Below are 21193 nucleotides of genomic sequence, written 5' to 3'. Positions count from 1 at the left end.
GAGGAATTTTTGATGGATAAAAAGTCAACCGGGCCATATCAGCACTATGAACGACCTACTGAAAAGCGAAGCTCACAAGATAGTCAGCCTAGTGGATCAGCACGTTGGATAGCAGTTATTATAATTTTAGCGGTTATTTTAATTGCACTTATCCCAGTTGTTCATCGTTTGGCTTCAAGCCATTCAGAAAAAGCTGAAGAAGTTCAAACAGTTAAGAAGGTTTCTTCTAAATCATCCAAGTCTGTTAAGACTAAGAAAACCTCATCATCTTCTTTTAGCAAGAAAAAGTCTGAAAAGGCTAGTTCAGGCTCATCTAGTAGTTCTGCTACTCCTAAGACTTATTTAGTCCAAAGTGGAGATACTTTAAATGAAATTGCAGAAAAGAATGGCTTGACTGTTGATGAATTAGCCAGATTAAATAATCTTAAAGACTCTTCAAATATTGAAGCAGGTCAGACACTTAAGTTGAAATAATCTTTCAGAAAGGATAAAAGGGGTCGATGATAAGATCTCTTTTTTATTAGAATGCAAGTAGCAGTAGATGGTCCTGCATCAGCAGGTAAAAGTACAGTTGCTAAAATCATTGCAAGTAAATTATCCTTTGTCTATATAGACACAGGGGCAATGTATCGTGCATGTACAGTGATTGCTCGTAATCATAACTTAGATTATGGTGATGAAGCGGGTATCTTGAATGCCATTGATGAAGATGGAATTGAATTGAAATCTGAAAATGGTGAGCAAAAAGTATATGTAGCTGGAAAGGACGTTTCTAAAGAAATTAGAACGCCTGAAATTTCAGCTAATGTTTCGGAAGTATCCGCTTTGCCGAAAGTACGAGAAAAAATGGTAAGTCTGCAACGTGAAATGGCAGGCAAGACAAATGTCATTATGGATGGTCGCGATATTGGTACGACTGTTTTACCTAACGCTGAAGTTAAGATCTTTTTAGTTGCTTCAGCAAGATCACGTGCTGAACGTCGTTTATTAGATTTTAAAGAGCGTGGTATTAAATCTGACCAAACAGTTGGTGAAATTGAAAAAGATATTGCAGCAAGAGATTATAAAGATTCTCACCGCAAAATTTCACCGCTAAAAAAGGCAGATGATGCAATTGAAATTGACACCACAAACATGTCGATTGACGAAGTTGTAGAGGCAATTTTAGCTCAAATCGAAAAAAAACAAAAAAATTAGAAAAAATAGCACAAAATAGTAGAAAAATATCTCGGTTTCCTATAAAATGGGACATGATATTGGGAGGTACATATGTCAGAAAACAGTAATCAATTTTTAGACGCATTAAAGCAAATGCAAGGAGTTGAGGTCGGAGATATTGTCGATGTCGAAGTATTAGACATTGAAGACGGCCAAATCGATGTTGGTGTTGAAAACGCTGGTGTTGAAGGTGTCATTACTCGTCGTGAATACACTTCAGACCGTAACGCAGACTTACGTGATTTAGTTAAGCCTGGTGACAAGTTTAAGGCCTTAGTATTAAGAAGAGCCGGTGGCGACAAGGAAAATGGTGAATTCTTCTTCTCAGTTACCCGCTTAAAGGAAAGAGAAGCCTACGACAAGTTACAAAAAGACTTCGAAGACGGAAATGCTGTCGAAGGTACTGTAACTTCATCAGTTCGTGGTGGTTTAATTGTTGATGTTGGTACACGTGGTTTCTTACCAGCTTCATTAATTTCAAACCGTTACGTTTCAGATCTTAAGCCTTACATTGGTAAGACTATGAAACTTAAGATTACCGAAATTGATCCTAACAAGAACCGCTTAATCCTTTCACACAAGGATTTAGTTGAAGAAGAACGTGAAGAAGCATTTGACAAGGTTGCATCACAATTAGTTGTTGGTGACGTTGTTGAAGGTAAGGTTTCACGTTTGACTAACTTCGGTGCATTTATCGATGTTGGTGGTGTTGACGGTTTAGTTCATATTTCAGAAATTTCTTACAAGCACGTTGACAAGCCAAGCGATGTTTTAAAGGTTGGTCAAGATGTTAAGGTTAAGGTCATTGGTATCGACAATGACAGACATCGTATTTCCCTGTCTATTAAGCAAACTGAACCTTCTCCATTTGAACAAGCTACAGCTGACTTAAACGAAGGCGATATTTTTGAAGGTGAAGTAAAGTCATTAACTAACTTTGGTGCTTTCGTTGAAGTTGCTGATGGTATTCAAGGTTTGGTACACGTTTCAGAAATCTCAAACAAGCATGTTGACAAGCCAAGCGATGTTTTAAAGGTTGGTCAAAGTGTTAAGGTTAAGGTTTTGAACATTGACCCAAGTGATAGAAGAATCTCACTTTCAATCAAGGCTGCTGACTCAAACGCTTCTTCAGAAAATCATAATTCTCGTCCACGTCGTTCACGTAACGAAAATTCAGTAAACAAGAAGTACATGAGTGATAACGACAACGGCTTTGCATTAGGTGACATCATTGGTGACCAATTAAAGGACCGTAAGTAGTCATTTTATAAAAAAGCCGACTTGAGTCGGCTTTTTTATTTATGTTTAGATTAGTAAAGGAGGGCGAGAAATGGTTTTACCAGTTGTTGCAATTGTTGGTCAACCCAATGTTGGTAAATCAACACTTTTCAATAGAATAATTAATCAACGTTTAGCTATTGTTGAGGACAAACCCGGTGTTACCCGAGATCGTAATTATGCTCAAGCCGAATGGATGGGGCATAAGTTTGATTTGATCGATACTGGTGGTATTACCTGGGAAGGCGGCAAGATCGAGGAAGAAATCAGAGCTCAAGCAGAAATTGCAATTGAAGAAGCAGATGTTATCGTGATGTTAACCAATGTGGTAAATCACGTGACAGATTTAGACGAAAGAATAGCTCATCTTCTTTACCGTACTAAAAAGCCAGTTATTTTAGCTGTAAATAAAGCTGATAATCCTGAACAGCGAAGCGATATTTATGATTTCTATAGTTTAGGATTGGGGGATCCGATTCCTGTTTCAAGTAGTCATGGTACTGGTATTGGTGATTTGCTTGATCAGATTGTTAATGATTTTCCTGACGATAAAGATACTGAAGCTGATGATGTTATTTCTTTTAGCGTGATTGGTCGACCAAATGTAGGTAAGTCTTCAATTGTTAACAAATTACTTGGTGAAGATCGGGTAATTGTTGCTAATGAAGAAGGAACAACTCGTGATGCTGTCGATACGCCGTTTACTCATGATGGTGTAAAATTTAAGGTCGTTGATACTGCCGGAATCAGAAGACGAGGCAAAGTGTATGAGAAGACAGAAAAGTACTCTGTAATGCGCGCTATGAGTGCTATTGAGCGTTCAGACGTGGTTTTACTTGTCCTCGATGCAAGTACAGGCATTAGAGAACAAGACAAGCATGTGGCTGGATATGCTCACGAGGCGGGTCGTGGAATCATCATTGTCGTTAACAAATGGGATTTGCCGAAAAAGAATAGTACAAGCGCTAAAGAATTTGAACGTGAAATTAGAGATGAATTTCAATATTTGGACTATGCTCCTATTCTTTTTGTTTCTGCCAAGACAGGTCAAAGATTAGATCAAATTCCTAATATGGTTAAAGAAGTCTATGATAATCAAAATCAAAGAATTCAATCTAGTGTCTTAAATGACTTGTTGCTTGAAGCAAGTAAGTTAGTTCCAACTCCAATGGTGAAGGGTAAGAGATTGCGTGTTTATTACATGACCCAAGTAAGTACGAATCCACCGACTTTTGTTGTATTTGTGAATGACCCAGAACTGATGCACTTCTCATATGAACGATTTTTGATTAATCAATTACGACAAAACTTTGATTTTACGGGTACACCAATCAAGATTTTGCCACGTAAACGTAAATAAAAGATAAGCAAAATATCACAAAGACCTTGTTGTTATAAGGTTTTTGTGATATTTTTGTTTTTAGGGAACATGATTAGTTGTGATCATTTTTCCTTGTTTAGCTTAAACAAAGAAAAATTTTTTGAACATTAGGTTCAAATTCAGGAGGTGAATTATTCATGGCAAATAAGGCTGAATTAGTTTCAGAAGTTGCTTCAAAAACTAAGTTAACTAAGAAGCAAGTTGCAAATACTGTTGATGCTATCCTTGATTCAATTCAAGAAAACCTTGCTAAGGGTGAAAAGGTACAATTAATCGGTTTTGGTACTTTTGAAGTACGTCACCGTGCTGCTCGTAAGGGCCGTAACCCACAAACTGGTGATGAAATCGAAATCCCAGCTAGTGAAGTACCTGCATTTAAGCCAGGTAAAGCTCTTAAGGATGCCGTTAAGTAATAGCTTAACTAATGTGATAGGACGTTGGACTTTGTTCCGGCGTCTTTTTTTAGTACAATGGTAACTTGATTGGAGGTATTATGAGTTATTCTGAACAATTACTAGATGCAATTCAAAATCATGATTTTTCACAAAACAAACACCTTTTAAAAGAAGCTTTAGATAATGATGCTCCCGAGGTCTTGTCATCTTTAGCAGAAAACCTAACTGGCTTAGGTTTTACAGATTTAGCAAAAGAAATATATCGAGCTTTAATAGCTAAATTTCCTAAAGAAGATTTATTTAAAGTTTACTTGGCAGAGATTATGTTAAATGATGGCGATGATGACGATGGTCTGTCGCTTTTATATAATGTCCCTGAGAGCTCTTCAGCTTATTTGGATAGTCTATTAGTACAAGCTGATTATTACCAAACTAACGGCTTAATAGAAACAGCTAAGGACAAATTAATACGAGCACTACAATTAGCTCCAGAAGAAGATGCTATTAAATTTGGTTTAGCAGAGATTGAATATTTAAGTGGTAATTATGAACAAGCACTTGAGTTATATCAAGATTTAATCAAACGTCAAAGTACTTTTAGTGAAGTAAATCTGTACCAAAGATTATTTGCGACTTTTGCCAAATTAGGTAATTATGAAGAAGCTGCCAAAGTTATTCGTGAACATGCAAATAGTATTTTAGATATTGATTCTAAGTATGAAGCAGGATTAGTTCTCTTATCTGTAGGTGATGATAAGCAGGCAATTAAGTTCTTAGATGAAGTGATTGAGCAAAGTCCTGACTATGTAAATGCGTATCCATTATTAGCACAAGCTTATGATCATCAGCATGACAATGAACAAGTATTGAGGACTGCTCAAGCAGGATTAGCGTACAATGAACTGGATGAAACACTTTATTCAATGGGAGCACGTGCAGCAGCTAATTTGAATGAATTGGATACAGCTCGTGACTTACTTGAAAAGGGGTTAAAAGTAGCGCCAGACAATAGTGATTTACGTATGCAGCTATCTAACCTATATGTTCATGAACACCAGGCTAAGGAGAATATTGCCTTATTTAGTAACTTAGATGAGGAAAGCGTGGAGCCACAGGCACATTGGAATATGGCATTATCATATGAGGATTTGGATGATATTCAGAAAGCACAGAGCGAATTTTTACTAGCTTATCCGGATTTCAAGGATAATCCAGACTTTTTGCGCCAAATGATAATCTTTTTCAATGTACAAAATAATGATGAAATAACAAAACAACTGCTAGAAAGATATCTTAAGTTAGCTCCAGAAGATGATGAAATGCAGGATCTTTATAATAATCTGTAAAAAAATACCACGAAGTTTTTGCTTCGTGGTTTTATTATTTCTAAAAAATAGGTGCCAACAGACGTGAAAAGTATTGTTTAAACTTAAGCCATTTAGATTGCTGATTAAAGTATTCATTAGTTAGAAGACTGCAACTAGCTAGGTCCTTTTCAAAAATTTGTTTAAGTTCTTGAGTTAATTGAAGATTGTAATTAAAAGCGTTAACCTCGAAGTTTAAGGTATAACTTCTGAAGTCTTGATTGGCTGAACCAACAGATGAGATATTGGAGCCAGAAACCATTGTTTTGGCATGGATGAAGCCATCATTATATTTGTAAATTTTAACGCCATGAGCAACTAAATATTTTGCATAATATTCGGTAGCTCGGTAAACAAAGGGATGATCTGGCATGCAAGGGATCATGATGCGTACATCAACACCGCTATTAGCAGCAATAATTAATGCTTCTAAAATGGATTCTTCAGGAATTAAATAGGGTGTTTGAATATAGATATAGTTTTTAGCCCCAGCAATGATGCCCTCATATCCTCGGCGAATGCCATAATGTTGGTTATCGGGACCTGAAGAAACGATTTGCATTGCTACGTTATCATCGTTGTCAAGATCTTTACGTTCGACAGTAAAAGCATGTAATTCGCTTAGATCAAATTTAGGTAATGCAGTTCGTCTGATAGAAGTATTCCAATCCATGGCAAAGCGTGTTTCCATTAGGATAGGTGATTGCCCAACAACACGTAAATGTGTATCGCGCCAATGACCAAATTTTTTAGATTGATTAACGTACTGATCACCGATGTTAAAGCCACCAATATAGCCAATATGATGGTCGATTACGATTAATTTGCGGTGTAAATGATAATTTAGTCGTGGTGTAGTAAACCAATGCTTTTTAGAAGTAGAAATGAAAGGCTGTGCTTCGCCACCAAGCTCTCTTAAATGATTAAAAAAAGCAGGTTTAGTACCACGTGAGCCAGAGACATCATAAATAACTCTGACTTTTACTCCTTTAGCAGAAGCCTCTTCTAAGGCCCGTAAGACACGCTTTCCTAGATTATCATTATAAAAAGTGTAGAACTCTAAACTAATCGATGTTTTAGCTTGCTTAAGATCAGCAATTATTTGGTCAAACAACTCGGGTCCACTGGTGAAAACCTTAACTTTATTGGCAAAAGTTAAAATAGCATCATCGTTGTTTAAATTCAGCTCTGATAACATGCGGGCACGTGGTTTGCGCTCTTTTTCGGGTAAAAGATCATGTTCTGCCAACATAGCTTTTTGTTTTTTGAGATAACGATTACGCGTCTCTTTTTGAGCACTTTGAATAGCAAAAATTTCGTCATGTGAAAGTTGACGCCCAAAGAAAAGATATAGAATAAAGCCAATGCCGGGCAAAATAGTTAATACTAACATCCAAGCCCAAGTAGAAACAACGCTACGATGACTGCGAAAAACAGTCCAGACTGCAAAGGCGATATTGATAATCCATAAAATCTCGATTGTTCTGCGAATAATATCCCAGGTTAAAATCATAAAAACTCCTCTTATTTTTTGTTTATTGCAAATGTAATTTTAACAGTAAACTAAAGAAAAAACTATCTTTGTAGTTAAACAATAATATAAATTATGTAAAGTAATACTGATAATAAAAAATGACATTGACGATGATTTGCAGTCAATGTCATTTTTAAATTTTAGTTGTCTAAGTTAATAATTCGATCAAACATTGCTCTTTCTTGTTTGGAAATTTTATGAGCAACTTCAATTACTGCAAAATTAGAGTTTTCTAGTAGAGTTTTGTGAATTTGCAAAGATAAATCATTATCTAAAGCACTTGTAGCTTCGTCTGCTAGTAAAACTGGACGTTTTGCTAAGATTGCACGAGCTATTTCAACTCTTTGAATTTGACCACCGGATAGATTATTACCATTTTGTCCAATTTGATAATTGAGGCCTTTTTCCTTAACAAACTCTGCTAATCCAGCTGATTTAATTGCATTTTGCAACTCATTGTCGGAATATTTTTGGCCCAGAGTTAAATTGAAGAGAAGACTGCGATCAAACATGAATGGTTTTTGATTGATGTAGCCAAAGTGTTCATGAGATTTTTGCCAATTGCCGGTTAAATTGTTTTGGTCAATGATAATTGAACCAGTACTTGGAGTTAATTGCCCAGCTAAAAGCTTTAAGAGGGTAGTTTTGCCAAAACCACTTGGTGCCATCAGTAGTATTTTTTCACCAGCTTTAACGTTAAAGTTAACCTTGTTTAAAATGTTTTTATTGTTTACTGAGTATGATAAGTCTTTAACTTTTAATTCATTAAAAGTAGAAGCTGATTCAGTTGAAGTAGGAGATCCTTTAAACTTAAGAGCTTGTTCGACTTTATCCCAAATTGGTTTAGTTGAGCGAATTTGATTGAGCTGGTCAAAAATCATTGTAATTGGATTAATGAAGTCATTTGAAAGCTGAACAATCATTACTAAAGTACCAGCACCAATTTGCCCATTGAACATCAAAATTGCACCGATTAGGAATGGAATGATAAAGCTGAAAATATCAGCAATGGTAATAATTAATGTAGAAATCGCACCTTGGGTGTAGTTTAATGCTCTCAAGGCATCTTCCATTTCTTTTGCCCGATTAATTACATAAGAAACAACGGGAATCTGTGCGTCATATAGCATAGCAGTTTTTGATCCGTTAATAGCATCAACAGTAGCTTGAGTATATTCAGCGTTTTGCTTTTCCCAGACAGCGGATTTGTTTTGAATATCTTTAATGAAAATTTTTTGGATAAATCCCGGGATGACCGTAGCAATAACGAAGATTATTGTTAGAAGCCAAGAATTGATTAAACCGACAAAAATTGAGATTGTAAAAGCAGCAAATTCGGAAATAATCATTAATTCATTTGTAATTTTAAGTGTTTCAATTTGCTTTAGGTCATTGGTCATTAAATTTAGACCATCTTTTTGCGAGTCATTTTGTTGAGCAATTAAATAAGTAATAGTTTTATCTTTTAACTTCAAGTTAATATCACGCGTAATATCGGAGCGCAAGTATCTATAAGCAAAGTTGAGAAACATGATAATGATTAGTGATGCTGCTCCTAATGCAGCGATAAAAATTAATTGCTTTAATGAGCCACGATGATATTGGGCGCTATTAAGCATGATCTTCGTGACATAAGCGATAACGACATTACCACAAGCACTTATGCAGGCTAAAAAGACATAAAGTGCTAGCTTCTTTTTGTTAGCATACTTCAGTGACATAAATATACCTTTCTAGACCCCATCAAAGTGACTTATTTTAAGTCGTTTCTTCTTTGATGAAAATAATATAGCATATTTTGTTGAAAATTAAAATAGTATTAGATATTATTTTAATAAAAAGATTTAGAGGGGATGCTTATGCAAGAAAGTATGATGCCGTTTATTAATATCTCACCATTATTTATTGCAATTGTTATTGGCTTTGCAGTTTCATTTAATGAAAATATTTCTATAAGGGTACCGGCTATTATAGTTGCTACTGCCACAATTATTAGTTTTCTTTTACCAATTTTTAATCTAAGATCTTGGGTTACTTATCCAGTAATTATCTCTGAAAGCGCGATGTTTGTTCTGACTGCAATAATATTGAGTAAGAAGATGAAGCGGTGGTTAGCCTGGATTTTGGGATTGATTGCAGGATTTGTTTGGGCAATTGTACTGCTTATTTTGCTAGGAATGACTTTTAATATTTGATACAAATTGAAATAAGGATGATAACTGGCAGTAAATTGTCAAGATATCATCCTTATTTGTTTTTGCATTTTTCCCACTCAGATCTTAAAACGCCATATTTTAGGCTGTCATAATAAAAGCCTTGAAAATAGCGAACTCTGCGAATTTGAGCTTCTTTTTTTAGCCCAATTTTTTCAGCTAAATGCATCATTCTTAGATTGCCATTCCAGGTTGTTAAACCAATGTGTTCTAAATCAGGATATTCAGAAAATATATCAGTAATCCATTTTTCTAAAGCTCTTGTTCCAAGGCCACCATGCCAATAATTGGGATTATAAATAACTATTCCAATTTCAAGCCAAAGGGTTGTTTTATCAATCCAGTTTTTTGAAACCATCCCTATTGCTTGGTCATTTATAGTAATAGCCTTACAGGAGTGACTTAACAAATATTCAGTGATCGAGCTTTGCTTGAAACTAGAAAAGGACCGGTAAGCAGTATAGTCGTTAAAATATGGTGCATTCCATTTAGTCCACTCCGGCTTTTCTGCTGTAAAGCCATCTTTCCAAATATCGTTTAGGTATCGTGAATTAAAGTCTTTTAATTTTAGCATTTGTTCATCTGAGTCATCATTTTGATCATCGTTAGCATTATTCTTGATTAGTTTTCTGACGTAAATTACAGATGCAAATGCCAAGATGAAAATTAATAAACCATACCAGATAAGGCCTTTGTAAACATGAGTTTGAATTTGTATATACGATACAAATATTAATAAAGCAATGCAAATGATTGATGCACCGAGCGCAAGTGCGTCTTTGATTTTTGTTCTCATATATTTATCTCCATTCGATTATTGTAATATTATAAAAATATGGTATTTTAATAATAAATAAAAATATGAAACTGTCAAATCTTTTGTGTAAATAGATCTTTCTCGTAAATTGATTTTTTAATTATTTATTTAATCAAAGTAGGATTCTAAGGTGTCCTGAACCTGACCAAAGCCTTTATGAATTCGATTGAAATAACGGTCATTGTAGCTCATTGCCTGGATGCCAATAAATGCATCAAGCGACTGTTCAGTTGGAAATTCTGCCTTAGGCTTAGCTTTACGCTTGATGACGTTGTTAAAGGATTCAATCATATTGGTTGAATAAATTGAAGCTCTGATTTGTTTGGGATAATTGTAGAAGACTAGCAGATCGGGCTCAATTTCCTTCAAACCTTTGATGACATGGCTATAAGCTTTATTCCATTTGGCATAGAATTTGTGCAAGACAGCTGCAGCTTCTTTTTTGCTTGTCTGTTGATGTATCTGCTTGAATTCGTTCATGATCTTTTCACGATCGTCGACGCGTACTTTAGCGCAGATATTGCGCATGACATGAACCAGGCAGCGTTGAAAATGAGCTTTAGGATAAGTCCTGGCCAAGGCTGTTTTCATGCCAACAACACCATCAGAAAGAAAAAGCTCAACTTGCTTCAAGCCTCTGGACTTCATGTTTTGAAGCATCTCTGTCCAAACTTCAATGTTCTCACTAGGAGCAATGCAGTAGTCAATGACTTCCTTATGTCCATTAGGTTTAATGCCAATGGCAATATATACTGCTTCACGCTCAAACGTTTCTCGGCGCAAAGGAAGGTATGTCGCATCCAAATAGACACAGAAAAACTTGTCGCTTAGCTTGCGCTTGTGATAAGCCTCAATCTTGGGGAGCATCTGCTTGGAAATATTTGATACTTGAGCTGGACTATAATGACTGCCATACATTTTCTCAATCAAGTCAGCGATTTCTCTGGTAGTTACGCCTTTGGAGTATAGCTTGATAATCGTGCTTTCCAAAACATCAGAGTGCTGCTTGTAGTCAGGCAGCGTGTGCTGATGAAACTGACCGTTGCGGTCTCGAGGCACTTGCACTTCAATTGGTCCAAACTGGGTATCAACCTTGCGGAAATAAGCACCATTTCTAGAATTGCCAGTATTCCAGCCATTTCTGGCATAGGGATCATAGCCTAGAAAGGCAGTCAACTCAGCTTCTAGCAAGTTATTAACAGCCTGTTGTAGCTCTTTGCGCAATAAATCATTTATTTTGTCTGGATTGAATAGAGCTTGAGCAAAATCTTTGGTAAAATCATTCATGAAGGAGTTCTTCTTTCTGTATGTGTTTTTTTGTTCAAACCAATCATACGAGAAAGGAACTCCTTTTTCTAATGTTTAAAGAAATAAATTTAAGGAATCATTCATCCTTACACAAACTATTTTACAGTCTCAAAAATATAATTAATGTAAATAAAAATATGTGAAATATGAATTTAAGAATTAAACTTTATAACGAGCGGTATTTTGATCAGTTATGTCAAGTAATGGATAAAGCTCTCATGCAAGAGTTAAAGACAGCTAACATAGAGCGGGTATTTTTGCAGTTGAAGGATGCACCATATTTAGATTATTTGTTAAACTGCAAAATTTATGTAGCCATTAAAGAAGAAAAATTGATCGGATTCGTTGGCTTACGACCGCATGAACTGGCATTCTTATATGTTGATTCAGATTTTCAAAAACAAGGAATTGGAACTAAGTTAATGAAAACAGCATTATTGTATTTAGATAAGCCAATTAAATTGGAAGTTTTTAGCGACAATTTTGTAGCAAAATCCCTGTATAAAAAGTTTGGTTTCAAAGTAATAAAGACAGTAGTTGAGAAATGGTCGAATGAATATCCAGTTGATTTTTCTCAGGATTCAATGGAATTGAAGTGAGTATATGGATTTAGAAATATTAAAACGAAAATTGAGTAATTCCCAATCTCAATATTCAAACGAAGAAGTGAACTGGTTTTTTGAAAATATTGGAAACTCTAAAAGTGAAATACGGGATGATTTAGTATGTAATAGTTGGGGTGCTGGCTTTTTTGAAGGAAAATTTACCAAAAAACAAGTTGTATTTTTAATAAATGAAATTGAAGAAAGAAATCTTTTGTTTTATTGCATTAAAGAAAGTGGAGAAGCAACGTTAACTAGATCGTTTACATGCTTGTTATGGGATTTAATTATTCGAACCAATAATGATAAACATTCTCGTTATTATCAGGTTTTAAATAAAAATGAAGAGCAACAAGTATTTAAAAACTTAATCAATTATTTGGCTAATGAGCATGATTTTACTGGTTTTTCAAAAAAATATGGTTGGGTTCATGCAATAGCACATTGCTCAGATGCATTAGCAGATAGTGTAATTTGTGATGATTTTGATCACAAAATGGTAAATGCTTTTTTATTAGCAGTTAAAGAAATGTTGAATAAGGTCGATAGACGTTTTATTGACGGAGAAGAATATTGGTTAGCTGATGTTTTTGTAAATGGATTTAAAGCAAATAAGATCAATTCTGATAATTTCGTTAATTGGATAAAATCGTTTGCTTTTGATCCTTATTCAGATGAACTTTTAGAATATTATCGATTTAATAATCTGAAGTCATTATTACAAGATATATATGTAAAATTAAATTCTATTTCATTGCTTGATCTTAATGTGAAAGAAATAGTAGAGAAAAAGTTTAATAGTGAATATTGAGGATTGAAACTATGATTATTGATACCAAGAAACTTCAAAAAGCCGTTATTGAGAACAAGAAAAAACATAATTTTAATACCACTGATGTGAAGTTTGAACTGCTATTATTGTATGGTGAAGTAAATGAACTGTTTCAAGCTTGGCTAAAAGAAGACCAAGAAAATATCAATGAAGAATTAGCAGATGTAGCCATTTTTCTATTAGGAATCTCTGAAATGCTTGGCAGTGATCTGGGAGAAGATATTGTTAAGAAAATGGTGATTAATGCAAAGCGAAAATACATTAATGGAAAGAAGATAATCAATGATGACTAAGGTAGAATTAACGCGTTTTAGAATTAAAAAAGGAAAAGAAGAAAAAGCACAAGAATGGATGGATTTTTTGAATGATCATCACACTGATACTGTGGCCACAATGGCTGGTGAAAAGATGTACGTGGAAAGTGTCTTTAAGGAGAAAAATCCAGATGGATATACATATTTTTACTGGTATTCAGTTCAAGGAGAAGGCGGAAATGCCGTTGAAGAGTCAGAAAGTTATATCGATAAGAAACATCTTGAATATTGGGATGAATGTATTGATATGGAGTATAAGCCAGTTGACATGAAGCTAGAAGAGAACTTAATTGCACCGGCTGTTGAAAGAATAATTGGGCAAAATACAGAAAATTAGTGTGATAAGAAAAACATATAGAGTTAAAATTTAGACAAGTTTGAAGATTAAATATTGAACGTGAGGCAGATTCTTATGGAGAATCTGTCTTTTTTGTAAAATAAGAATGAAAGGGGATGCAGAGTATGACTGATTTAGCAAACTTAGTAACTAAAAATTTACCACAAGTAGTGAATGGTCATGTTGCAACGTACATTCCAGCATTGGCGGAAGTAGAACCAGAACAACTTGGAATAGCAATTTATAATTTGAACGATGGAAAAATTTCAGTAGCTGGTGATAGTGAAACTTACTTTGCAATTGAAAGCATCTCCAAAGTCATTACATTACTTTATTCAATTGAAACTTTGGGTTTAGATTTTGTTAACTCAGTTGTCGGTGCAAGACAAACAGGATTTAGCTTTGACTCTAATTTTACTAAAGAAATTTGCAATGATCCTCTAATTAAGTTGAATGAAGAGATTTTTAAGTCTGAACAAAAGACAGGCGATATGAATCGATCTTTAGCTTATTACATGAAAGCTAAGGAAATTTTGAAAGCCGATGTTGAAGAAAGTTTAACTACTTACTTCAAACAATGTTCAATGATGGTAACGGCACGTAGCTTAGCTAATTTTGGTGCTGTTTTAGCCAATGATGGAATTAAGCCATGGGACAATGAGCGAATCGTTTCAAGTACTACCGCGACTTTTACTAAGTCTTTAATGATGACAACAGGCTTGTATAATGCATCAGGAATATATTCAGCTAAAATTAGTATTCCTACTAAGAGTGGTGTTGGAGTGGGCTCGTTTCTTCAGTACCTAATAAGGCTGGGATTGGCATTTTTAGTCCACCACTTGATGAAGTTGGTAATAGTATTGCCGGCTTAAGTCTGCTCGAGGATGTAAGCAAAGAATATAGGTGGGATATTTTTAGTTAGGGTATAAAATCAATAAAGCATTATAATAGCTTATGAAAGGACAACAATTATGAAAATTAATAAATATCTGATTGCAACTTCATTGGCAGGAGCATTTGTACTATTTTTAAATACAAATTCTTCTACTGTTCAAGCTGCTACGATCCAAATTCCGACTCAAGGCACAAGTTATGTACGCAAAGGCAACACTTATAAGCTTCATTTAAAAGAAGCTGGTAGAGTAACAGTTAATACAAATGCCAAGATCAGAATCTACAATAGTATTGATTGGGAGGCCATTCCTTATTCAACCGATAAGAAAAATACTAAAGAGTATTATCTTAGATCCGGAAATTACAAAGTAGTTGCTAAGAATCCGGGATCAAGAAAAATTAGAATTAGTTATACTAAATTGACTAAACTTAGAAAACAGTTAGATGATTATACAATTTACCGCACTACAAACAGCTATACTTATAGTCCTGAAATTTCATTAGGACAAGAGGTAAAGGGATTTTCTGACATGTTTAGTAGCTATAAAAATAGCACGTATCATAGTTACACATTAAAAGTTGATAAGTCACAAAAATTAACTATGGGCATGAACTCGATGCCGGTTTATTACAATGGTCATAGAACAATCATTACTATGCAAAGTAAGAATGGCTTTAGTTATTACCTGCCATCTTCAATGTTCAATGGTAGACAAGATAATAAAAAGATAACTTGGTATGTCGCAAAAGGTGAGTACAAATTAAACATTCAAACTCGTGGTTTATTTAATTTCAAAATAACAGGTGAAAATACTGACCAAGTACCAGTCAAAAATGAAGTTACAAAGTTGACACCAGTAAAAGACGGATTGCAAGTTGATTTTACTAAGTCTGAAGGTGCGACTGAATATGTCATCTATATAAATAGTGGCAGTGGCTATATTCCTGCTGCTGTGCCAAGAATTAAAGCAAGTGAATCATTAAGCACGGTAATTCCATCTAAGAGCCTTGTTAATGGTAAGACATATCAAGTCGCTGTTTTACCTATCAATCGTGCGAACGGATTTGATATTAATGGTGAACTTTCTGATGCAAAGACGATCGATTATCATGCTGTAACGGATAATAAGAATGTGCCAGATAAAATCCCAGTTGATATCAGCTATTATGATGATAATGGTAGTGATGAACCATACATCGATATTAAATGGCCGGTTAATAAAAATATTAGTAGTTATGAAGTTCAATATCGCTTAAAAGGTCAGAGTGAATGGCAAAGTTTCTTATCATCATCAAGTAATGGTGATGAAATTACATCCAGCTCTGATAAAAATAGTATTTGCTATTTCGAAAAAGGTAAGACATATGAGATACGTGTCCGTGGCCTCAACAGTAATATAGTTGGTCCATGGTCGGATATAAAGACAGTAACGGTAAACGTAACACCAGCTGGTAATTAAGTATAATTATTTTTGGCTATGAAAAATTTGTGGCTAATAGGCAGAGATTTTAGAGGTCTCTGCTTATTTTTTGGCCAATTTTATTAGTTGGTATAAAGAAAATCATTTAATTTAAGAATATGCTGGAGAAACCAGGGAGAAAAACTATCTTCCTGGTTTTTTACGTGTGAAAATATTATAAATATCCTCTTGAAATATTAAATTTATTTAAGTAATATTTAATACAACGTATTTTGGAGGAAAGGAGATACTCGAAATGTGTCATACTGCTTTTGTTTTACATAAATTTCTAACTAAAAATAAAGAAATCGAATTAGTTCTTCCAGAGACTTGGCAAGCAAAAGACTTATTTGATCAACTTCAAAAAAATCTTACTGAGTTTTCTAAGTGGTTAGTTTGGGCCAACAAAATTGATTCTGTTCAAAAAGAAGCCGATTCAATTAAAATGTTTCAACAAAAAATGGTTGATGGTACAGCATTCAACCTAGTTATTTTAGTTGATGGACAGCCAGCTGGCATGATTGACTTACATAATTTGAATCATGAATCTGGCGAAGTAGGATATTGGCTTTCTAATGATTTTCAACATTTAGGAATTATGACTGAATCTGTCGAATTTCTTAAGAAATACGCATTTGAACAGTTGAAGCTTGATTATTTGATTTTAAGAACTCATCCTAAGAATTCCGCTAGTCAGAATGTAGCTAAGCGAAGTAGTTTCGTGTATTTAAAAGATGATGAAAATGGGCATAAGGTATTTGTGCTAAGAAATAATTAAAATATAACGACTTCAAAGTTTTAATAAAGGGAGAAATTTATGCAAAGAAGCGATATTGAAACTGAATTAGGCAAGATTAATTTTGCCTATCGAAAGGGAGATCCATTAGTTGTTTTTTTGAATGGCTTTGGTAGTTTTGATACAGCACAATCTTTTTCAAAAGTAATTGAAGCTTTGCCCAATAAGTATGGCTATTTTGCATCAGATTATTTGAATAGTGGCTTTAGTGGCAAGTCTTTAAAGGACTATACAGTATCAGACGAAGCTACTAAATTAGCTAAAATTATTAACGATTTTAATGCAAAAAAAGTTATAATTTTGGCTCATAGCATTGGCGGTGTGTATGCTATGCAAATGAAAGATAAAATCAATAATTTGAAGGCTTTTGTAGGAATTGAGCCAACTACTAGAGAAATCATGTTAAATCCTCCAAAGGAACCAGCTTATATTGAGAAAAATAAAAACATGGCAAAACTTCAAGAAAAAATTGAAGCTGATCTTAGAGAAATTTTTACTCCAGAAGAAAATAAAAAGTTTTGGACAACTACAGAGCAAAATGCGAAGAAATTTGATGAAAAGGATAATTTAAAAGCACAAGCAGCCTACGAAAATGATTCGTTTTGGAAAAATACTACCAGGATAAGTGATAGAACACCAAGTGTTGTTATTACAGAGAAGTATCGTGAAAATGAATATATGCGGTCAGAATACGTTTCAAATAATTCGCAATCTAAAGTTGTAGTTATGGGTGATTCACATTATATTCATTTTGAATATCCAAAGAAAATTGCAGAAATAGTTGAAGAAGTTATAGATTTTTAAGAAAAAACAATAGGAGTTGATGGTCATGAGATTAAAGAGTGTAAGTTTTAAAATTGCAATTTTATTTTTAGTTTTTACAGCAGTTTTTACACTTTTCCGATCATCAATGTCAGGAATTTTTTCATTATTTTATGCTAAAAATGGAATCCCGGATGCAAATATTGGTTCAATAAAATCTTTTCAAAATATCGGTATTATGTTTGGACTCCTTCCAGCTGGATATTTGGCAGATAAAATTGGAAGATTGAAAGTTCTAGCTCTGTCATCTTCAGTTATTGCCACGAGTTTTTTCATTCTAATTCTTTTTAGAAACTTCTTTTTCTTTTCAACGGCAGAGCTTTTATATAGTATTGGCTTAGCACTTAATTCAGGTACTTTACTTGCCTATGTAACTGACTTACAGGAGCAAACTAATGGGGATGCAAGTAATTATTTTGAATTTAACCACATTAATCGGTGGAAATATTGGGACTGGGCTATTTGGAATTAAAGATACTGCACTGATATGGTTCGCAATGCTTGGACTTGTGTTATATCCAGCCCTTATTTGGTTTATGATAAGTATCCTATCCTTTTCAGATAATAGAGCTTCTAATAAAAAACAAGTTGAATGTAGCGCTAAAAATATTGTTAGTTTTTTTAGGAAAAGAAACTTCTGGATATTATTGTTGCTAAATGTGAGTTATGATTGTGGAACGCAATTTATCCTTATCTATTGGTCAATTATTTATGTTGAAAAATTGGGTTTTAATCTTTCGCTGGTTTACACGTTATTTATGTGTGCATTAATTCTAGGATCAGTTTTATTTAGTAAAATTTCTACTTCTGTTAATTCAAAGAATCTTACTTTATTGAATACTGTGTGCATGATTGGTGCATTTGTATTAAGTGGAACTCTAGAAAATAAATATATACTGTTTTGTCTTTTTCTATTAATTGAACTATTGATGGGAATGATGTCGGGACAAATTTCAGCTACTAGTAATGAGGCTATTTATGGAAAAAGCAATAAGTCAACTATGCTTTCGACTATTTCATTTATTGCAGAGATCTTGGTTAGTGTTTCATTGTTCATAAGTAATAGCATTATGAAAGTATTTGAAAATCTAAATGTGATGTTCTTTGTATCAGCAATATATTTTGGAATTGTTTTATTAACCATACCATTAATAAAGGAGAACAAAGATGTTAGACAAAACATGGCAAAAAATGTATCAAAAAGCTAAAGCAGTTCAAGGATTTCGTGAAATATCAAGCCATATGGAAGCTGGTGGAGTTGCAGCTGCAGTCTTATCTGATTCAGGTAGAACCTATACCGGGGTTTGTGTTGATACTGCGAGTACTTTAGGAGTATGCGCTGAACGCAATGCACTTTTTAATATGGTTACTAATGGTGAGTCAAATATCACACGCGTATTGGCAATTATGCCAGATGGTAAAACTGGTGCACCATGCGGAGCCTGCCGTGAATTTATGGCGCAATTGATGGAGGGACACTATCAAGATGTTGAAGTAATGCTTGATTATGAAAATGAAAAAATTGTTACTCTTGGTGAATTAACTCCTGATTGGTGGTTATAGTCATGATTACAATTGAAGCATTGCATAATTTTCCAAAGATAGAGAAAAAGTGCAATTTAAGTGCAGAAATAATTAAAACAATTCAAAAAGAAGCTTTTACTATACATAATAATGATGTTTTATGTATTGCTTCTAAGTTGATTTCTAAATCTGAAGGTCTGTTTGTTGACTTAAATTCTATTAGTCCAAGTCAATTAGCCTTACGTTTGCATCAGCAAATACCCCGAAAAGATCCAAGATTAATTCAAATTATCATTGATCAAACCAGTGATAAGAGTGGTAAGAAGCTGCAGACATCTAAGAACTTTATTGGCGGGTGGCTGCCGAATGGTTTGTTTTTAACTAGTGCAGGTGTAGATAAAATTGATGCTGGTACTGCAATAGTTTTACCTAAAAATTGTGATGAAATTGCTAAGAGAATTAGTGATGATATTTTTAATCAATTAAAAGTCAGAGTAGCTATCATAATTACCGATAGTGATGGAAGAATTGATAAAAAGGGTGCCACTCAAGTAGCAGTTGGATTGTATGGTATTTCTGGTTTAAGAAAAAGTCAGCATGAAGATAAAACTAATGTTGAAACTATCTGTGACATGTTAGCCGCCTCTGCAGGATTATTGATGGGGCAAAAAGGGAAAATGCTGCCTATTGTTAAAATTCATGGTATAGATTATACATTTGATAAGTTTGCAACAATTAGGGATGCAGTGAACTAGTTTTAAGAAAGTGAAGATTTCTATGATGACATCAAAATTAATTATAATTCGAGGAAACTCTGGCAGTGGCAAAACTACACTGTCTAAAGAAATTCATCGTCGATTGCCACACAATACACTATTGATTCCACAAGATACAGTTAGAAGAGAAATGCTGAATGTTAAAGACGGAGAAAAGACATTTGCTTTGCCATTATTAGAAAACTTGCTTGAGTATGGTTATCATCACTGTTCTTACACTATTTTAGAAGGTATCTTGAATGCGAAATGGTATGCTGATTTATTCAAAAAATCTCAGCAGCTTTTTGGTGATCAAATTTATGCCTATTATTTTGATATTCCGTTTGAAGAAACAATGAAACGCCATAAAACTCGTCATGAACATTCTTTTGGTGAAGAAAAAATGCGCTCATGGTGGAATGAAAAAGATTATCTTGGTTTTATTCCCGAGTATGCTTTTACTAGTCAGATGAATTTAGACGATGAAGTTGAAATTGTGATGAATGATATTCAAGTAGAGGACTAGCGATGGTTCGAGACTGTTTTAATGAGGATATTTAAGGGAGAGGGTATACATGAATGAAGAACCATTTATTTTAGACTTTGATTTAAATAAAAAAGCTGTAATAGAGCCTGGAGTCGAAAATTTACAGTATAAGTTTCATGAAAAATTACTTTTTGCGTTTGTTCCAGATGATGAGATTAAATCTTTTTTAGATAAACACTCTCATAAGACTTTAGGTAAATTTAAAACTGTTTCGTTTAGACCAAAAGTATATGAAGTGAAAATCAATAACCAATTAATCACTTTGTGTCAAGCTCCAGTAGGAGCATCAGCTTCAACTAAATTTTTGGATTGGTTGATTAACTACGGAGTTAAACAAGTTTTATCTGTTGGAAACGCAGGAGCTTTGGATAATCTACCTGAAAACACGATGTTTGTCCCTCAAGAAGCGATTCGCGGAGAGGGGACATCTTTTTACTACAAAGAACCAAGTAAGATTATTGCATTAGATAAAAATTTTGTAAGAAGAGTTGAGAATGAAATAAAAAATTTAGGTTTCCAATATGAAAAGGGAACAACTTGGACAACAGATGGATTTTTTAGAGAAACACCTAATCAAGTTTTGCAAGCTAAAAAACTAGGTGCAAAAACTGTAGAAATGGAGTGCTCAGCTTTAGCTGCTTGTGCAGAATTTAGAAATATAAGTTTTGCACAAATTTTGTTTACTGCCGATAGTTTAGCTGATATGGATAACTATGATAAACGTAACTGGGGCCATGATTCATATAGCGTTAGCTTGAATATTGGATCTCAGGTATTAGCGAGTTTATGATAATATTTCAAC

24 protein-coding genes and 1 pseudogene are annotated in these 21193 nt (G+C 34.1%); 21 read left to right on the top strand and 4 right to left on the bottom strand.

All coding sequences use genetic code 11. From position 1 onward, the window contains the following. Positions 1–12: 12 nt before the first annotated feature. From J6L97_RS05855 to J6L97_RS05830, 6 genes are all read left to right on the top strand, one after another. Positions 13–474 carry an SAG1386/EF1546 family surface-associated protein gene (locus J6L97_RS05855; RefSeq protein ID WP_054832727.1) on the top strand — a complete coding sequence of 154 codons (462 nt, stop codon included), beginning with the start codon at positions 13–15 and terminating at the stop codon, positions 472–474. 51 nt (positions 475–525) lie between these two features. Continuing rightward, positions 526–1197 (top strand): (d)CMP kinase, encoded by a 672-nt coding sequence (cmk, locus tag J6L97_RS05850; RefSeq protein WP_057726524.1) that lies wholly within the window; start codon positions 526–528, stop codon positions 1195–1197. Positions 1198–1269: 72 nt separating this feature from the next. Next, positions 1270–2478: a 30S ribosomal protein S1 gene (rpsA, locus tag J6L97_RS05845; protein WP_005720179.1), complete on the top strand. Its 1209-nt coding sequence runs from the start codon at positions 1270–1272 to the stop codon at positions 2476–2478. 70 nt (positions 2479–2548) lie between these two features. Continuing rightward, positions 2549–3856 carry a ribosome biogenesis GTPase Der gene (gene der / locus J6L97_RS05840; RefSeq protein WP_005720181.1) on the top strand — a complete coding sequence of 436 codons (1308 nt, stop codon included), beginning with the start codon at positions 2549–2551 and terminating at the stop codon, positions 3854–3856. A 158-nt stretch (positions 3857–4014) separates the two neighbouring features. Beyond that, complete coding sequence (locus J6L97_RS05835) at positions 4015–4290, top strand: HU family DNA-binding protein (RefSeq protein ID WP_005720183.1); 276 nt, start codon at positions 4015–4017, stop codon at positions 4288–4290. A gap of 80 nt (positions 4291–4370) precedes the next feature. Next, the gene (locus tag J6L97_RS05830) at positions 4371–5618 is read left to right on the top strand and encodes a tetratricopeptide repeat protein (RefSeq protein ID WP_005720185.1); all 1248 of its coding nucleotides are present in this window, start codon (positions 4371–4373) and stop codon (positions 5616–5618) included. Between the two features lie 40 nt (positions 5619–5658). On the opposite strand, the gene cls is transcribed toward J6L97_RS05830, so the two are convergent. After that, the gene (gene cls, locus J6L97_RS05825; protein WP_013086291.1) at positions 5659–7149 is read right to left on the bottom strand and encodes a cardiolipin synthase; all 1491 of its coding nucleotides are present in this window, start codon (positions 7147–7149) and stop codon (positions 5659–5661) included. A 161-nt stretch (positions 7150–7310) separates the two neighbouring features. Further along, the gene (locus J6L97_RS05820; RefSeq protein ID WP_057726523.1) at positions 7311–8891 is read right to left on the bottom strand and encodes an ATP-binding cassette domain-containing protein; all 1581 of its coding nucleotides are present in this window, start codon (positions 8889–8891) and stop codon (positions 7311–7313) included. Positions 8892–9029: 138 nt separating this feature from the next. Between J6L97_RS05820 and J6L97_RS05815 the strand changes: the two genes are divergently transcribed. Continuing rightward, complete coding sequence (locus J6L97_RS05815) at positions 9030–9365, top strand: hypothetical protein (RefSeq protein WP_013086293.1); 336 nt, start codon at positions 9030–9032, stop codon at positions 9363–9365. A gap of 52 nt (positions 9366–9417) precedes the next feature. Here the strand turns inward: J6L97_RS05815 and J6L97_RS05810 are convergent, their stop codons facing one another. Continuing rightward, complete coding sequence (locus J6L97_RS05810) at positions 9418–10179, bottom strand: GNAT family N-acetyltransferase (protein WP_374197046.1); 762 nt, start codon at positions 10177–10179, stop codon at positions 9418–9420. Positions 10180–10308: 129 nt separating this feature from the next. Next, positions 10309–11487 (bottom strand): IS256 family transposase, encoded by a 1179-nt coding sequence (locus tag J6L97_RS05805; protein WP_005728142.1) that lies wholly within the window; start codon positions 11485–11487, stop codon positions 10309–10311. Positions 11488–11654: 167 nt separating this feature from the next. On the opposite strand from J6L97_RS05805, the gene J6L97_RS05800 reads away from it, so the two are divergent. The 14 genes and pseudogenes from J6L97_RS05800 (at position 11655) to J6L97_RS05735 (ending at position 21181) form a co-directional block, all read left to right on the top strand. Beyond that, positions 11655–12107: a GNAT family N-acetyltransferase gene (locus J6L97_RS05800; RefSeq protein ID WP_054832970.1), complete on the top strand. Its 453-nt coding sequence runs from the start codon at positions 11655–11657 to the stop codon at positions 12105–12107. Positions 12108–12111: 4 nt separating this feature from the next. Further along, complete coding sequence (locus tag J6L97_RS05795) at positions 12112–12921, top strand: DUF2785 domain-containing protein (RefSeq protein ID WP_057726937.1); 810 nt, start codon at positions 12112–12114, stop codon at positions 12919–12921. An 11-nt stretch (positions 12922–12932) separates the two neighbouring features. Then, positions 12933–13235 (top strand): MazG-like family protein, encoded by a 303-nt coding sequence (locus J6L97_RS05790; RefSeq protein ID WP_013086297.1) that lies wholly within the window; start codon positions 12933–12935, stop codon positions 13233–13235. Then, positions 13228–13593, top strand: coding sequence for a DUF6176 family protein (locus J6L97_RS05785; RefSeq protein ID WP_057726939.1), 366 nt, complete (start codon positions 13228–13230; stop codon positions 13591–13593). The genes J6L97_RS05790 and J6L97_RS05785 overlap by 8 nt, the downstream gene beginning before the upstream one ends. Positions 13594–13718: 125 nt before the next feature. Next, a pseudogene (locus J6L97_RS05780) lies at positions 13719–14515 on the top strand (glutaminase). Positions 14516–14564: 49 nt separating this feature from the next. Then, entirely contained in the window at positions 14565–15947 is a 1383-nt protein-coding gene (locus J6L97_RS05775) for a fibronectin type III domain-containing protein (protein WP_054832971.1), read from the top strand. A 256-nt stretch (positions 15948–16203) separates the two neighbouring features. Then, positions 16204–16725, top strand: coding sequence for a GNAT family N-acetyltransferase (locus J6L97_RS05770; RefSeq protein ID WP_005729577.1), 522 nt, complete (start codon positions 16204–16206; stop codon positions 16723–16725). A 39-nt stretch (positions 16726–16764) separates the two neighbouring features. Continuing rightward, positions 16765–17547 (top strand): alpha/beta hydrolase, encoded by a 783-nt coding sequence (locus J6L97_RS05765; RefSeq protein ID WP_057726936.1) that lies wholly within the window; start codon positions 16765–16767, stop codon positions 17545–17547. Positions 17548–17572: 25 nt separating this feature from the next. After that, positions 17573–18037: an MFS transporter gene (locus tag J6L97_RS05760; protein ID WP_081036432.1), complete on the top strand. Its 465-nt coding sequence runs from the start codon at positions 17573–17575 to the stop codon at positions 18035–18037. Then, complete coding sequence (locus tag J6L97_RS05755; RefSeq protein WP_081036431.1) at positions 17961–18773, top strand: MFS transporter; 813 nt, start codon at positions 17961–17963, stop codon at positions 18771–18773. The genes J6L97_RS05760 and J6L97_RS05755 overlap by 77 nt, the downstream gene beginning before the upstream one ends. Beyond that, entirely contained in the window at positions 18733–19128 is a 396-nt protein-coding gene (locus tag J6L97_RS05750) for a cytidine deaminase family protein (RefSeq protein ID WP_057726934.1), read from the top strand. The genes J6L97_RS05755 and J6L97_RS05750 overlap by 41 nt, the downstream gene beginning before the upstream one ends. 2 nt (positions 19129–19130) lie before the next feature. Next, entirely contained in the window at positions 19131–19844 is a 714-nt protein-coding gene (locus J6L97_RS05745) for a coenzyme F420-0:L-glutamate ligase (RefSeq protein WP_023488710.1), read from the top strand. 25 nt (positions 19845–19869) lie between these two features. Beyond that, the gene (locus J6L97_RS05740; RefSeq protein WP_057726938.1) at positions 19870–20370 is read left to right on the top strand and encodes a kinase; all 501 of its coding nucleotides are present in this window, start codon (positions 19870–19872) and stop codon (positions 20368–20370) included. A gap of 49 nt (positions 20371–20419) precedes the next feature. After that, entirely contained in the window at positions 20420–21181 is a 762-nt protein-coding gene (locus J6L97_RS05735; RefSeq protein WP_013086307.1) for a nucleoside phosphorylase, read from the top strand. The last annotated feature ends 12 nt before the right edge of the window (positions 21182–21193 follow it).

It is taken from the genome of Lactobacillus crispatus (assembly GCF_018987235.1).
In the GTDB taxonomy this organism is placed as follows: domain Bacteria; phylum Bacillota; class Bacilli; order Lactobacillales; family Lactobacillaceae; genus Lactobacillus; species Lactobacillus crispatus.
Note: the sequence above shows the minus strand (reverse complement) of the source record. Positions and strands in the feature narration are given on the sequence as shown.